This is a genomic window from Sulfurospirillum oryzae, assembly GCF_025770725.1.
Classification (GTDB): domain Bacteria; phylum Campylobacterota; class Campylobacteria; order Campylobacterales; family Sulfurospirillaceae; genus Sulfurospirillum; species Sulfurospirillum oryzae.
Genome location: NZ_JANZKZ010000006.1, coordinates 113,709 through 129,588 on the forward strand (window position 1 = coordinate 113,709; position 15,880 = coordinate 129,588).

Here is a 15,880-nt window from a genome sequence, read left to right on the forward strand (position 1 = left end):
ATGAAGATAGATTTCGCAAACTTACAATATCAACATGAATTATATAAAAATGAAATAGAAGAAGCTATTTTAAAAGTAGCAAGAAATTGCAACTTTATCATGGGAAATGAAGTAGAAAAACTCGAAATTAGTCTTCAAGAGTTTACAGGTGCAAAATATGCTATATCTTGTAGTAGTGGTACAGATGCTTTACTTCTCGCAATGATGGCACTAGACATCAAACCAGGTGACGAAGTGATAACAACACCATTTACTTTTATAGCAACTACTGAAACTATTGCTTTTTTAGGGGCAACTCCAGTATTTGTAGATATTGATGAAAAAACTTATAATATCAATCCTGATTTAATAGAAGAAAAAATCACTTCAAAAACAAAGGCTATTATTCCTGTGTCTTTATATGGACAGCCAGCTGATATGGATAAAATAAATGAAATAGCTAAAAAATATAACTTAAAAGTGATAGTTGATGGTGCTCAAAGTTTTGGAAGTACTTACAATGGCACGATGGACTCATCACTTGCAGATATATCAACAACTTCATTTTTCCCCGCAAAACCTCTTGGATGTTATGGTGATGGAGGAGCCATATTTACAAATGATGAAATTTTGTCAAATAAAATGAAATCTTTAAGACTTCATGGTCAGCTAAAAAGATATCATCATAAATATATAGGAATTGGTGGAAGACTAGATACTATTCAAGCAGCTGTTTTAAATGTGAAACTTAAATACTATGCAAAAGATTTGGCTTTAAGACAAGAAGTTGCTTTTAAGTATACAAAAGCTTTAGCAAACAAATCAAATTTAGTTCTTTCATATATAGATGAAAAAGCAACATCAGCTTGGGCTCAATACTCATTGAGAGTAAAAAATAGAGATGAGTTACAAGAAAAATTAAAAAAGGCAGGAATACCAACAGCAGTACATTATCCTATGCCTTTACACCTTCAAGAGTGTTTTACATATCTTGGATATAAAAAAGGTGATTTCCCTGTTTCAGAAATAGTATCAAATGAAATTCTGAGTTTACCTATGAATCCTTATGTTACTGATGAAGAGATTGAGTATATAGTAGAGAATATATAATGAAAATACTAACAATTTTAGGTGCAAGGCCACAGTTTATAAAAGCAGGAAGCGTAAGTCGAGAGATATCAAAACATAATAAAATAGAAGAAATCATAGTGCACACAGGTCAACACTATGATACAAATATGAGTGATATATTTTTTGATGAGATGAAAATTCCAAAGCCAAACTATTTTTTAGGAATTGGTGGAAAATTTCATGGTGCTATGACTGGACAAATGATAGAGAAAATTGAAGAGGTAGCTATCAAAGAAAAACCTGATTGGATTATGGTATATGGTGATACAAACTCTACACTGGCAGGTGCAATAGTATCAAGCAAACTTCATATAAAATTAGCGCATATTGAAGCAGGACTTAGAAGCTTCAATATGCGTATGCCTGAAGAAGTAAATAGAATCCTTACAGATAGAGTAAGTGATATATTATTTTGTCCTACGGATACAGCTATACAGAATCTTAAAAATGAAGGTTATAAAAATCTTGATTGCAAGATAGTAAAATCGGGCGATGTTATGCAAGATGGTGCAATATTTTATAAAAATTTAGCAACTAAACCAAAAATTGATATAAAAGATGATTTTATTCTTTGTACTATCCATAGAGCAGAAAATACAGATGATGAAACTAGAATTAGAAATATATTTGAAGCTTTAGAAAAAATAGCAAAAGAAAAACAAGTAATCTTACCACTTCACCCAAGAACAAAAAAATCATTAGAAAACTTAAAGTTAAATATAGAAAATCTTACTATTATAGAACCTATTGGTTATCTTGAAATGGTATGGTTAATAGATAACTGTTCTTTTGTCATGACAGATAGCGGAGGACTTCAAAAGGAAGCATATTTCTTTGAGAAACAGTGTATTACGCTGAGAGATGAAACAGAATGGGTAGAGCTTGTAATTTGTGGGGCAAATACTTTGGTAGGTGCTGATAAAGAAAAAATATTAGAAGCTTATAAAAATAATTCAGAATTTAACATTCAAAATTCAAAGTTAGATTTATATGGTGGTGGAAAAGCTAGTGAAAATATCATAAATGAGTTAAAGGTATATAATTGATAAAACCGTTTATTGAAATATTTAAGAATAAGAAGATTATTTACAGTACTACATTGTACGATTTAAAAAGTAAGAATGCTGGCTCTATATTTGGTATTGTGTGGTTGATTTTATATCCTATATTATTTCTTTCTATGTATGCTTTTGTATATCTTATGATTTTTAAAATAAGACTTGATGTAATGTCTCCTTATGAATATGTTATGTTGATTTTTTGTGGCTTAATACCTTTCCTTAGCTTTGCAGAAGCTTTGGGAAGAGGTGTTAATTCTGTTACATCAAATAGCAATCTGATAAAAAATACATTGTTTCCTATAGAATTTGCTCCTGTAACAGTAGTTTTATCCTCTCAGGTTCTTTTATTTGTTGGATTTTCTATGCTTTTTGTTGTAATGGTGTTTTTTGAAAAGATTGGAGTAACTTATCTGTGTTTGCCATTGATTGTTTTATTGCAACTGATGTTTACGATAGGATTAGTTTGGATATTATCAACACTAAATGTATTTTTTAAGGATTTAGGACAAATTATTGGACTAGTGATTTTAATGCTTATGATGATTAGTCCTATAGCATATACAGAAAATATGATTCCAGAAGGGATTAGAGCTATTTTATATATCAATCCACTTTATTATATGATTATGTTATATCAAAAGATTTTTATGTTTAATGAGTTGGACATAAAATTACTTGGAATTTTCTCTGTATTATCTTTATTGCATTTTATTTGTGGATATTACTTTTTTACAAAATTAAAAGGTGTATTCAGTGATTATCTCTAATACTTATGCAATAGAAGTTAGAAATGTTTCTAAAATGTATAAAAAATATAAAAATAGTACATCTAAAATACTAGATTTATTGGGTTTTTCTTTCAGAAAAAACTACGAAGAATTTTGGCCTTTAAAAGATATAAATCTTACTATCAAAAAAGGTGAAAAAGTTGGTATGATAGGCAGGAATGGAGCAGGTAAAACTACACTTCTCAGTATGATTTCTGATAATGTAAAACCAACAAATGGAAAAATAAAAGTTGATGGAAAAATAAGTGCTCTTTTTGTTTTAGGAACAGGGTTTCATCCTGAATTTTCAGGAAGAGAAAATATCAGATCATCACTTGCTTTTCAAGGGATTACTGGAGCTAAAGCACTTGAATTAGAAAAAGAGATTATAGAGTTTTCAGAATTAGAAGATTTCATTGAACAGCCTTTAAAAACTTACTCAGCTGGTATGTACACAAGACTTGCGTTTACTGTATCCACGGCTATAAAACCTGAAGTGCTTATTATAGATGAGATATTAGGTGCTGGTGATGCTTATTTTAATTCTAAAGCTTTAGAGAGAATGAATAATCTTACAAATAGTGGCGCTACTATTTTATTCGTTTCTCATGATTTATCATCTGTTCAAAAAATATGTGATAGATGTATTTGGATAGACAAGGGTAAAATCAGAGAAGATGGCTCTACTTTAGATGTTATAAAATCATATAGTGCAGATGTTAGAAAAAGGGAAGAGTTAAGGCTTCTCTCTCAAAATAGTGGAGTAAAGATCAATAATCAAAATTCTAATACAAAACAACTTCTTTTTAGATTTATAACTTCACAAAACTCTGCTACAGAAGAAAAGGGTTTTTGTGTTCATAAAATTAGACTTTTTGTTAAAAATAAATTATTAAGCGAAATAAGCATTGGTGATTCTATGGACAACTCTGTAGAACAAGATGGATACGTAATTACTGGCAAAAAAATAAACTGGTCAGATAGTTTTAAAAAAGAAGGAAAATGGTGCAGAGAGTTTAAAAATTTTGGTGGTGAATACATCCATGCCATAGGGATATTTCAGTTACCTTTAGTGATTGATTTAAAAGATGTAAGTTTTGATATTGAGTATTTTGATGAATTTGATGATGAAATATATTTTGAGTTTTATGATAGTAAAAAAAATATCTATAAAAATATAAAAACTATAACCTCATCTCAATCAAAAATCTGGCAAGTTACAAATCATATTCAGATATTTAAAAATTTAGCTAAAAAAGAAGAAAAAAATCTTGTTGAAGAAGAAATTATACAAGATATAGAGGAAAAAAATACAACAGATATATATGGTACAGGGGAGCTAATCATCACAAAATTTACTTTTTTAGATGAAAGTTTGGAAGAAAGATTTGTATTTACGGTAGATGAACCTATAATCTTTAGAGTAAATTATAAATATTTTGAAGATATTTATAATCCCGTTTTTGTAGTAGCAATATATAAACCAGATGGTACCACTATTACTCAACTTATTGATAAACAAAGAGGTTATAAAATTAATAAAGTAACTAATAATAGTTTTGTTGATTTTAAAATCAATAATCTTAAAATAGGAAAAGGTGAGTATTTGGTTTCTGTTGCAATTTTTCATGATATAGACTTGACTAATCCAATAGAACAAAAAACTTATTGTTTGCATGATAGAAAGTATAAATTCAAAATAGAACAACCTTATGGACTAAATATGGATTTAGGGTTGATATATCAAGATTTTGAAGTAAAGTATGGAAGTGAACATGAATAATAATTATTACGAACAAGAAGAGTTGTGGAATAGAGACTTGACTTCTCAAGAAACAGAGAGAATTGATATAGTCAAAAAATTTATACCAAATGATGTAAAAACTGTACTTGATGCTGGATGTGGAAATGGTGCTATATCAAACTATTTAGACGGTTTTGATATTACAGCGATAGACAGAAGTCATGAAGCTCTCAAATATGTAAAAAATAAATCAGTTGAGGGTAGTCTAGATAGCTTGCCTTTTGAAGATGATAGTTTTGATTTGATTATATGTAGTGATGTATTAGAACATTTAACTGATGAAATTTATAAAAAAACTATCAAAGAATTTAAAAGAGTATCAAAAAAATATATCTTGATAATATCTCCAAACGATGAAGATTTAGAAGCAAATCAGTCAAAATGCAGTAAATGTGGAACTGTATTTCATATGAATTGGCATATTAGTTCTATTTCACTTAACAAAATAATGAATGACTTTAGAGATGATTATACCCCTGTTTATTATAGTTTTTTTGGTAATAAGTGGGTCAGTGAACCAGAGATTAAATACACTCTTGCCAGAACAACAAATAGAGGGTATAAAAAATGGGAAAACGCTGTATGCCCTATGTGTAATACCAAACAAAGAAATTCACAAGAAAATACAAAAGACATAGATATAGAATGCAATAGATTTTTAAATGGGTTTTACAATTACTCCACAGAGTTTATTGTGTTATTATCAACAATGGAAAACAAAAAAGAGATTTTCGATTTTGATAATATTGAAGAAAATACTCTATTGTCTCAAAAAGAAATCTGTCAATTACACTTTGTAAACAGGCAGTCAATTCTATCAAAGTATGATATTTTTACAAAAAAACATACAGAGTTTTATCCTCAATATGCTTATATCCTAGATGAAAATTTTACAAATGAGCCAAATAGAAGATTAATTTGTTTTCCATATTTAATAAAAGATAGTCAAAAAATATATTTTGCGTTTCAAGATAATCTAAATGCGAAAATATCAGTAAATATTTATGATCTAGAAAAATATTTTATCAACATTGGTACGATAGAGTTATCAAACGACCATAATAAAAAAATACAATTTTTTGAAATATCAAATGATCTTATTCCTGCAAATGAAGGTTTGATATTTGAATTAATTACTGATAATATTCATGCCTTCGAAAATTTTGTTTTTGATAAAATTTATATTGATGAAAATTTTGGTGATTTAGTACTATCAAAAGAAAAAAATACAGAATTTTTTACAAGTCAATATTTGACATACACGTATGACTATAGAAAAAAAGATAGCAGTTTTTTAGTTTTAGACAAAGATGTTTTGGTTTATGATGGAAAAAACAGATGTTTCTTTATGAATTTATCAGATTCATTTGAATTTTTTTGTGTATCAAAAAACACTAGAGAAGAACTAGAAACAATCAAAGAAGAGCTTGTAAAACAAAGAAACACTAGTAGAGAAGAACTAGAAACAATCAAAGAAGAGCTTGTAAAACAAAGAAACACTTTAAAACAGGACTTAAACCATGAAATTGAAGCTTTACACGAGCAACTAAAAAAAATCAATCAAGAAATGTACCAGCTTAAAGTAGGCGTATACACTATATCAAATTCACATGAAAGTTTCGTAAAGAGGGTAAAAAGTCCATTAAGATATTTATTTGGTAGATTAAAAAACAAGTTTTTACCAACAACAAATATCAAAAAATCAAATAAAGACAAGAGCAAACATCTTGTAGTAATCACTCCTGATGTAAAAATAGATAGAAGAACAGTTCAAATGTGCCAAAGCCTCATCAAGACTTATGGGATAAGGTGTACTATCATCGCTGCTCTTGAAGGAAAAGATGATTTTGTCACAGACAAGCTAAAAGTAAAAAGAATAGATCCATACAAAACAGAAAAATATATACTAAAACCTGATGATTGGACTGATGGTACGACTTTAAACCTAAAAGATTTTTATTGGTTACATTTGCATTATCTAAACATGGCACTCAATGAAGAAGCAGATTATATAATGTGTTGCGATTTACCTGTACTACCTGCTGCTGTGTATGCTTCTAAAATCAAAAACGTACCTTTGATTTATGATGCGCATGAACTATATCCAGAACAAGCAATTTTTTCTGAAAAAAAGCGAGAATCTTATACACAAGTAGAATCTCATTTTATAAAATATCCTCATTTAGTAATTACAGTAAATGAAAGTATTGCTATTGAAATGCGGAAAAGATATGGCATAAATAAACCGGAGGTGATACTAAATGCTCTTGATGCATCAAGTACTTTTGATAAAAATAAAAAATATGACTATTTTAGAGAAAAGCTACCTATAAGAAAAGAGCAAAAAATAGTGCTTTTTCAAGGAGGATACTCTCCAAATCGAAATCTTGAACTTTTTGTTAAATCAGCAAAATATATCAAAGATAATAGTATTGTACTAGTACTTATGGGCTTTGGCAATTTTGAACAAGTGCTAGAAAACATAGCCAAAGAAGATAAAACGATCAATGAAAAAGTATTTTTCTTTCCAGCCGTTGATCAGTCGGTACTTCTTGAGTACTCAGCTTCAGCAGATGTAGGAATCATACCATATCCACATATAGACCTAAATAGCTTTTACTGTACACCAAATAAACTTTTTGAATTTATACAAGCGGGGCTTCCGATCATAGCGAATGATTCTCCAGAATTAAATAAGTTTGTCCAAACGTATAACATAGGCCACTCATACAAAATCAATGATGAAAAGGATATTGCGCGTATGATAGATAGCTATTTTGAGGAAAATAAAGATTATAAACAAAATCTTTTAACAGCTAGAAATGAAATTTGTTGGACTACAGAAGAGAAAAAATTTATTGCTCTTTTTAAAGAGATACTATGAGAGAGCTGTTTCTAATTATCTTTTTGTTGCTCAATGTATACGCATCCGATAAACTGGAAGAATTGATCAAATACAATGATAAGCTTTCTACACTGTACCGTGAAGTTGGAGCCGGTATGATGGGTGGAAAATACAACGTGGAGTTTGACAAACTGATTCATTATCCTCATGGGAGTTGTTCTCAACAAGGGTATTTGTTGGCTAGAAAAGCAAAGGAACTCGGTTTCAAAACTGAACAGTTGGGTCTGTTTTCCAAAACAACAGGCACAAATGATGTTATGGTCAATGTTACTGATGGCGATAGTCAATTTTTATTTGTACCAAGTGCCGGTGCATATTATAAAAATTCATTATGGCAAATCCTAGACAATATAAAATTAGCGGATAATTTTATTGTCCATAAAACGAAAAGTGATCACGTCCTTAATGCAAGAAGTCTATATTTGTCGGCGTCTTTTTTTAAAACACTAGAAAATATCAAGATATATCACTTAAATAATTATGAAAGCAATTTGTTGAAATATGCTAAAGAAGTAAGTAGTAAAAATCTCTTTACTGATCCGTATAATGAAAAGCATTTGTTAGATTTTCAAAATAAATACTATACTGCAGGAGAGGAAAATAAGCCCTACCAATCGATACAATATGTATTAAAAGAGTCTTTTGACATTTATAGATTTTATTTTCAATGGTATAGTCCTGAGGATTATGCACAAAAAATAAAAGTGATTCTCAATGATAACGAAACGCTGGAGTTTGACAACAAAATAGATGGAATTGAAACAGAAATCGTTTTACCTGCTATGAAAACAAAAATTCAAAAAATAGAATTTAAGTTTAGTGATTTTCATGGTCAAAATAGATTATTACTAAAAGGACTAGGTGTATATTGATGAATAGAAATAAATTAGTAATGTTGGCATTAATAATATTTTGTACATATAGTATTTTTTCTTATGCAGATGAAAAACAAACAATACTTTTTAACCAAGGAAAAATTTTAAACAAAGTTGCTATGCAAACAGATGTAAATAATGCAAAATTTATTACCAAAGAGGGTGTTCCGTATCTTGATATACAAAATGTAGGGACAGTGTTTCATCCGGCATGGACAGGACTGTATGCATTGCAATATGCAAATAGTGAGAGTTACTATCCAAAAGAGGTAGCGCCAAATGAAAAGCTATTTTTTCATCTTGTAAAAGTGTTGGAAGAAAAGCTGACATATTTGAATAAAAATAGCGCTGTATGGGTATATGACTTTGACAATACGTATAATAACGTCTATATAAAAGCTCCTTGGTATAGTTCTTTCGCACAAGCGATTGGTATAGAAGTTTTTATAACGGCGTATGAAAAAACAAAAGACAATAAGTACTTAGAACTAGCGGAAAAGGTAGCTACACCACTTATAACACCTATTGAAAAAAATGGTTTAATGTATACTAAAAACGACGATGTATGGTTTGAAGAGATACCTTTGAAAGAAGAATCAACACATATCTTAAATGCACACCTAAGAAGCTTGATAGCATTAGATTTATTGTATAGAAACAATGGTAAAAAAATCTATAAAGAGTATTTTGACAAAGGGTTAAAAACCCTCCAAAAATGGCTTCCAAAATATGATGCAGGGTATTGGCTAAAGTATGACCTAAATCCAAACTATATGAAATTGTTTCGCATCACAAACCCTTATGGATTTGAAACAGCAGAATTAGCAATAGATAACGTATCTATTCTTGATAAAAATCAAAATGTATTGTTGAAAGAAGATATTGGAGATGGAGATGATTTCGATACAAATAAATCGATATTTTTAAGTGGGATAGATTGGAAAAGTGACTATCAAGATGGCAATCAAACACTTAGAGAGATAAAATCATCATTGCCCGTTGATTTTAAAACAGAATTTGAAAATTCAAATCTTGTGAGTCCCTATACGTTTTTAAATGTGCACTTCCCAAAAAATGAAAATGTTTTTTATTTGAAAATTACTTACAAAGATACTAAAAAGGGCAATCTTGTTTTACAAGAAAGAACCATTGCACCGAGTATTAAATTTCAAGATCTGAAAAATGGTATTTTTTTACTTAAAGGTGATAATACGGAACGAAGTCTTATCGTGAAAATCAATGAATCAGACTTAGGCTTCCCAGTAGGATTAAGTTATGCCTGGAAGCATTATCTTTATTTAGAAAAATTGGCAAAATTAACCAATAATAAGCAAATTCAAAAATGGTCATATATTGCACAAGCACATGTTCATACGATTGACTACAATACAGAAAAAATTGTTAAAAATAAAAAATTAATTTTACCGCAACAAACACCAATGTTACCATTATTATCTTTTGATAATAATATGGTTATTAGACAACATAAGCCTTCTAATAAAACAATTTTTGTAAATGGCTCATATGATTTTAAAAGTGAAGGTGGAATACCAGTCTATTCTCCGTTTATAGTAGCTTCACAAGCGCTAAATATTCCCATTTTAGCTATTACGGATGAGAAGTATGAAAAAGTTTCAAAATCTTATTTTAAGATGTATAACTTTGTAACAGCAGAAAATTTGAAAGATATACAAAAAGAGCCTGCAATCAATTGGTTAAAAGTTAGTGGAAAGTCTTATGTTGACTCTCTCGTTTGGAAGTTTGATTTTCAAAATTCTTATAATGATGTTATTCAAAAAGCAGGATGGAATTCTGCTTTTGGGCAAGCCTACGTTATAAAAGCGTTTCTTGAAAATGGTATTTATGATTATGCGCTTAAAGGTGCAAATGCATATAAATACGATATCTCAGATGGCGGAGTTTCTTCTTTTGATAAAAGTGGTAATATCTGGTTTGAAGAAGTTCCAAATAAAACACATATTTTAAATGCGCATCTTATTAGTCAAAATGTACTAATGGAAAATCTTGACAAACTTAATAACAAAGCTATCAAACAAACAACACAAGAGGGCTTGCTTTCATTAAAAAAATATATCAATGATTTTGATACGGGGTATTGGAGCAAATATGACCAAAATCCCAAAAAAGAACTTTTATTTCAATTAGATTGGATTAGTGGCAACCAATCGCCACTCATTAGTGACATTTGTTTAATAAGTAGTGTAAGCCATCAAAAGACATGTTTGGATATAGGTAGCGTCAACGATGCAAATGGTACTGACAAAGTTACCGGGATTGATTGGTCAATGCCATCGGTCATTGATGGGAAAACAGTGAGAAGTTTTCAAAACGGTTATGAAGCAAGAACGGAAGCTGTGGATGGTGGGGCGATCCAGAATAGTTTTATATGGATGAGTTTACCAGATAGAAAGCTTTCGGATTTATGGGACATAACGCCATATTATTTAATAATACACTATAAAGACATATCATCAGGGCAATTCGTTGTTAAATTACAATCTATGCAAGAAGGGGATGCTTTAGAATTTGTACCGCTGTATGGTTCCAATTTAATAACTAAAGGTGACCATCAATGGAAAGATTACATTGTACCGGTAAGGAGTAATGACTTAGGATGGTTTCTCGGTGTCGACTATCATAAATATCATATAGTGCAAATGAATGATATAGTCAAAAAAACTGATGATGTTGTTTTGAAACAAGTCGCGAAACGATGGCAATATTACTTAGAAGAGTATGATAACAATCAAAGTGTTATCATTGAACCTAAAAAAGAATTTGATGAAGAATACAAAAATTTTGAAGTCGATTCAAATGTAAAATTTTATCCTGGATATGGTTTGGACAATGCCATCGATGGGAACGTAAACGATAATTATGTTGCATCACTGGAAAATTTACCTATGCCTCATGAAATTATCCTTGATTTAAAAGAAAAAAAGTTTGTTGATAAAATACAGCTTGTTTGGGAAAGCCAAAAGAATTATGCATCAAAATTTGATGTTGATGCATATGAAAATCAAGAATTAGTTATGCAACAGTCAGTGTCTAATAATAAAAGTGATTCTGAAATTCGTATTAATAAGAAAGTGACTAAAATTGTCATTAGAGTTAGACAATACAATGGTCAACAAAGGCTTTTGATGAGAGCAATAAAAATACTAACAAATAGGTAATGAGATGTGCGGAATAATAGGGTGGAAGTCCAAGAAAAAAATTGATAAAAATATTATAGGAGCAATGGTAAATACGATAGCTCATAGAGGACCTGATGGAGAAGGGTTTTACTATTCAAATGATAAAAGCTTGTGCTTAGCACATAAAAGGCTTGCGATCATAGATCCGGAAAATGGACATCAGCCAATGAAGAGCTTAGATGAACAGTTAATTATTACTTTTAATGGTGCAATTTATAATTTTCTGGAGTTAAGAAGAGAGCTCATAAGCCTAGGCTACCCTATAAAAAGCTATAGTGATACAGAAGTATTAATATATGCTTATAAACAATGGGGAGAAAAGTGTCTTGATAGATTAAATGGTATGTTTGCTTTTGTGATACATGATAAAAGCAAACATATACTTTTTGGTGCTAGGGATAGGCTTGGAGAAAAACCTTTTTATTATTTTTATAATAAAAAGGAGTTTGTATTCGCTTCTGAAATAAAAGCCATATTAGCTTCAGGTATAGTAAAAGCAACACTGAATAATGAAAGCTTACATGAATATCTTACATTTCAATACTATCTTGACAATAACACTTTATTTGAAAATATCATCAAGCTAAAGCCAGGACATTGTTTTATTCTAGATGAAGCATCTATGAATTTAAAAGTAAAAGAGTATTGGGATGTAGTCTATACAAAAAATGTAGAAGAACATAGTGAAGATTATTATATTGATAAATTAAGATATTTGATAGATGATTCCATAAATCTAAGACTAAGAGCTGATGTTCCTCTTGGAAGTCACTTAAGTGGAGGAATAGATTCTTCAGCTGTTGCAGCACTAAATGCTTTACATCTTGGTGATAGTTTGAAGCTAGAGACTTTTACAGGAAAATTTGTAGAAGGTTTGGATTATGACGAGACTAAATATGCTATTGAAGTAGCTCAAAAAATCAAAAGTAACTACAATGAAATAGTGATAAAAGATAGTGATTTCTTAGATAGCATTGAAGATATTATCTGGTATATGGATGAACCACAAGCTGGTCCTGGGGTTTTTTCTCAATATATGGTAGCAAAATATGCAAGTCAAAAAGTAAAAGTAGTACTTGGTGGGCAAGGTGGTGATGAGACATTTTTAGGTTATACTAGATACCTAATAGCATATTATGAAAAAATGCTAAAAAGAAATATAGAAGAAAGTGGAGAATTCTATCAAAATATACTCAATGCAATGACTCCAAATCTATTTCAAATGAATGGCTACCAACCTATGATGCAAGATTTATTTGCAAAAGGGCTATTTGACGAAGATGCAAGAAGATATTTTAGGCTAAGTGATAGATTTTCTTCAAATGAATCTATCTTTTCGAAAGAGTTTTTAAATACTGAGTATGATTCATTTGGAAAGTTTAATAAAATATTTTCCAAATATGACACTTCTATTGCAAACAAAATGAGCTATTTCGATACAAAAACATTTTTACCTTCGCTTCTACATGTGGAAGATAGAACAAGTATGGCTAATGCTTTAGAATCCAGATTACCTTTACTTGATCATAGAATTATAGAGTTTGCAGCTACAATACCTGCACATATAAAGTTTAAAGATGGGATAAATAAATATTTACTTAAAAAAATATTTAAAAATACAATTCCAAATAGTATTTTGGATAGAAAAGATAAAAAAGGCTTTCCAACACCTACGAATCTTTGGTTTAAAACTTCTCTTAATGAGTGGGTAAAAGATTTACTTTCAGATAAAAGAACTCTAGAAAGAGGTCTGTATGAAAAAGATGAGTTACTAAAACTAATTGATGGTAGTAGCAAATTCAATCGTTCTTTATGGGGAGTTATAAATTTAGAAGTATGGCACAGGAGGTTTATAGATTGATGAAACAAGTATGTATGATAACTCATGATGCTCCACATATTGATAGAAGAATATTATTGCAAGCAAAAACTTTGATAAAAAATGGTTATGATGTAAGTATAATTTATCCCTTTGGTGATGCGAATAGTGATTTTGCAAATGTAGGTATAAAATATATTCCTATAATGCAGCAATTAAGTGTAAAAAATGGGTTATCTTTTTTCAAAAAAACACTTAGAATACTTTTACCTCAAAAAATGTATGTAAAAATCAAAGAGTTGTATTTTAAAGTTGCAAAAAATGATTTTATAGATTATGAAGAGGAATTAAAAGTAAAATCATTAGAAAAAAAATATGATATATATGTTGCCCACGATTTGCCGGCATTACTCATAGCCCATTATGCAGCAAAGCAAAATGGTTCAAAATTGGTTTATGACTCGCATGAATTTTTTACAGGACAGATTGCCTTACAAGGCAATAGAAAACAATTTTTTCAAAATTTAGAAAAAAAATTAATTTATGATGTAGATTTATTTTTTACCGTCAATGAAGATATAGCAAATTTATTTGTAAATGAATATGGAATTGCACCTCCTCAAGTGCTACTCAACTCTATAGAGGAAAATGAACAGATATCATCTGTAAATCTTTATAAAAAGCTAGGTATACACGAAAGTAAAAATATTATTCTATACCAAGGTGGTTTTTTAGAGGATAGAAACTTAGAAATATTAGTTCAGAGTGCACAATATCTAGAAGAAAATAATATTTTAGTGATGCTTGGATATTCATTTTTAGAAGACAAACTTAAAAAAATTGCAAAAAAACTCAATATTATTCATAAAAAAGTTTATTTCATGGATAGAGTGACACAAAAAGAATTATTAAACTATACAGCAGGAGCAACTATAGGAGTTATTCCCTATCCAGACATAGATTTAAATACAAAGTATTGTACACCTAATAAAATGTTTGAATTTATAACTGCAGAAGTTCCTATAGTTGCAAATGAAAAATTAGTGACTGCTTCTAAAATATTAAAAAAATTAAACATTGGATATTTTATATCTTTTGAATCACCAAAAAGTATAGCAGATGGTTTAAATCAGAGTTTATTAGAAATAAAAAATGTTTCTTTCTTGGAAAATATTAAAAAAGCGAAACAGAAATTATCTTGGGGAAATCAGGAAAATATTCTTATAGATAGTTATCAAAAATTATAATGAAAATCTTAATTGACGGAAGAGTTTTAACTCATTCTAAAATAACCGGGGTAGAAAATCATGCTATAAATTTGATAGAGAAGTTAAAAAGTATAGCTGATATTTACGTGGCAATACCGAAGTATCAAAATAAATATTATACACACTTTTGGGAACATGTGGTATTACCTCTAAAAGCAATTAAATACGATTTATTATTTTGTCCATCAAATATCGCACCGTTCTATTTGTCGAAAAAAGTTAAGCTTATTGTAACCTTGCATGATTTATCTTATAAAGATTTTTCACAGATGTATTCTAAAGCATTTAGAAGGTATTATGAGTTTGTGATACCTAGGGTATTGCAAAGGGCAGAACACGTATTGACTATTTCAAAGTTTAGCTATGAGCGTATTATAAGAGAATATCCATTTGTTCAAGATAAGATAGATTTTATATATCATGGTAAAAATGAGATATTTACCTTTGAACCTTCAATACAAAAAGAGGACTATATACTATATGTAGGCTCCCTCAATGATACCAAAAACTTTTCATTTGTGATTAAAGCATTTGATAAATTAAATTCTAAAAAGTATTACTTAAAAATGATAATGCCAATTTCTTCAAATTTTGAGATAAATAAAGAAAAAAAACAGTTATTAGAACATGCAAAAAAAAATTCAAAGATAGAGATAGTGGACTATTTGCCTCAAGAAAAACTTGTAGAAATATATCAAAAAGCAAAGTTGTTTATTTTCCCATCTTATCATGAGAGCTTTGGATTTCCTGTGCTTGAAGCCATGGCATGTGGTACGTCAGTAGTGTGCAGTGGCACAAGTTCTTTGCCTGAAGTGGGCGGTGACGCAGTAGTCTACTGTGATCCTTATGATATAAATGATATAAAAAATAAAATAGAATCCGTCTTGAACGATGAAAATATGCAGCAAGAGATGATAAAAAAAGGACTAGAAAGAGCAAAAATGTTTACCTGGGATAAATCGGCTAAGGAATATTTGGAAGTTTTAAAGAAGTTAGACCATAAAGAAATTTATAATTTCTGATATGTGGATGATTGCTTACAAATCATCATAT

Annotated in this window: 10 protein-coding genes; all 10 read left to right on the forward strand. The window is 29.6% G+C overall.

Annotation, left to right across the window (positions count from 1 at the left end; translation table 11 throughout):
• Genes N0B29_RS12570 through N0B29_RS12615 form a run of 10 tightly spaced genes read left to right on the forward strand, consistent with a single transcriptional unit; the run spans position 1 to position 15,849 of the window.
• Positions 1-1,089, forward strand: coding sequence for a DegT/DnrJ/EryC1/StrS family aminotransferase (locus tag N0B29_RS12570; protein ID WP_263834072.1), 1,089 nt, complete (start codon positions 1-3; stop codon positions 1,087-1,089).
• On the forward strand, positions 1,089-2,156 hold the full coding sequence (wecB, locus tag N0B29_RS12575; protein WP_263834073.1) for a non-hydrolyzing UDP-N-acetylglucosamine 2-epimerase: 1,068 nt from the start codon (positions 1,089-1,091) through the stop codon (positions 2,154-2,156). Before N0B29_RS12570 ends, wecB begins: the two co-directional genes overlap by 1 nt.
• Positions 2,153-2,938, forward strand: coding sequence for an ABC transporter permease (locus N0B29_RS12580; RefSeq protein ID WP_263834074.1), 786 nt, complete (start codon positions 2,153-2,155; stop codon positions 2,936-2,938). The genes wecB and N0B29_RS12580 overlap by 4 nt, the downstream gene beginning before the upstream one ends.
• The gene (locus N0B29_RS12585) at positions 2,925-4,721 is read left to right on the forward strand and encodes an ABC transporter ATP-binding protein (protein ID WP_263834075.1); all 1,797 of its coding nucleotides are present in this window, start codon (positions 2,925-2,927) and stop codon (positions 4,719-4,721) included. Before N0B29_RS12580 ends, N0B29_RS12585 begins: the two co-directional genes overlap by 14 nt.
• Positions 4,714-7,626, forward strand: a complete 2,913-nt coding sequence (locus N0B29_RS12590; protein ID WP_263834076.1) for a methyltransferase domain-containing protein — start codon at positions 4,714-4,716, stop codon at positions 7,624-7,626. Before N0B29_RS12585 ends, N0B29_RS12590 begins: the two co-directional genes overlap by 8 nt.
• Entirely contained in the window at positions 7,623-8,519 is an 897-nt protein-coding gene (locus N0B29_RS12595) for a hypothetical protein (protein ID WP_263834077.1), read from the forward strand. Before N0B29_RS12590 ends, N0B29_RS12595 begins: the two co-directional genes overlap by 4 nt.
• Positions 8,519-11,719 carry a D-glucuronyl C5-epimerase family protein gene (locus N0B29_RS12600; RefSeq protein ID WP_263834078.1) on the forward strand — a complete coding sequence of 1,067 codons (3,201 nt, stop codon included), beginning with the start codon at positions 8,519-8,521 and terminating at the stop codon, positions 11,717-11,719. The genes N0B29_RS12595 and N0B29_RS12600 overlap by 1 nt, the downstream gene beginning before the upstream one ends.
• Before the next feature lie 4 nt (positions 11,720-11,723).
• Positions 11,724-13,601 carry an asparagine synthase (glutamine-hydrolyzing) gene (asnB, locus tag N0B29_RS12605; RefSeq protein ID WP_263834079.1) on the forward strand — a complete coding sequence of 626 codons (1,878 nt, stop codon included), beginning with the start codon at positions 11,724-11,726 and terminating at the stop codon, positions 13,599-13,601.
• Positions 13,601-14,806, forward strand: a complete 1,206-nt coding sequence (locus N0B29_RS12610) for a glycosyltransferase (RefSeq protein WP_263834080.1) — start codon at positions 13,601-13,603, stop codon at positions 14,804-14,806. Before asnB ends, N0B29_RS12610 begins: the two co-directional genes overlap by 1 nt.
• The gene (locus tag N0B29_RS12615) at positions 14,806-15,849 is read left to right on the forward strand and encodes a glycosyltransferase family 4 protein (protein ID WP_263834081.1); all 1,044 of its coding nucleotides are present in this window, start codon (positions 14,806-14,808) and stop codon (positions 15,847-15,849) included. The genes N0B29_RS12610 and N0B29_RS12615 overlap by 1 nt, the downstream gene beginning before the upstream one ends.
• The last annotated feature ends 31 nt before the right edge of the window (positions 15,850-15,880 follow it).

Bases quoted from the DNA above. Each gene is read 5' to 3' on its own strand.
- N0B29_RS12570 (WP_263834072.1), top strand. From the start codon at position 1: ATGAAGATAGATTTCGCAAACTTACAATATCAACATGAATTATATAAA.
- wecB (WP_263834073.1), top strand. From the start codon at position 1,089: ATGAAAATACTAACAATTTTAGGTGCAAGGCCACAGTTTATAAAAGCA.
- N0B29_RS12590 (WP_263834076.1), top strand. From the start codon at position 4,714: ATGAATAATAATTATTACGAACAAGAAGAGTTGTGGAATAGAGACTTG.
- N0B29_RS12595 (WP_263834077.1), top strand. From the start codon at position 7,623: ATGAGAGAGCTGTTTCTAATTATCTTTTTGTTGCTCAATGTATACGCA.
- N0B29_RS12600 (WP_263834078.1), top strand. From the start codon at position 8,519: ATGAATAGAAATAAATTAGTAATGTTGGCATTAATAATATTTTGTACA.
- asnB (WP_263834079.1), top strand. From the start codon at position 11,724: ATGTGCGGAATAATAGGGTGGAAGTCCAAGAAAAAAATTGATAAAAAT.
- N0B29_RS12610 (WP_263834080.1), top strand. From the start codon at position 13,601: ATGAAACAAGTATGTATGATAACTCATGATGCTCCACATATTGATAGA.
- N0B29_RS12615 (WP_263834081.1), top strand. From the start codon at position 14,806: ATGAAAATCTTAATTGACGGAAGAGTTTTAACTCATTCTAAAATAACC.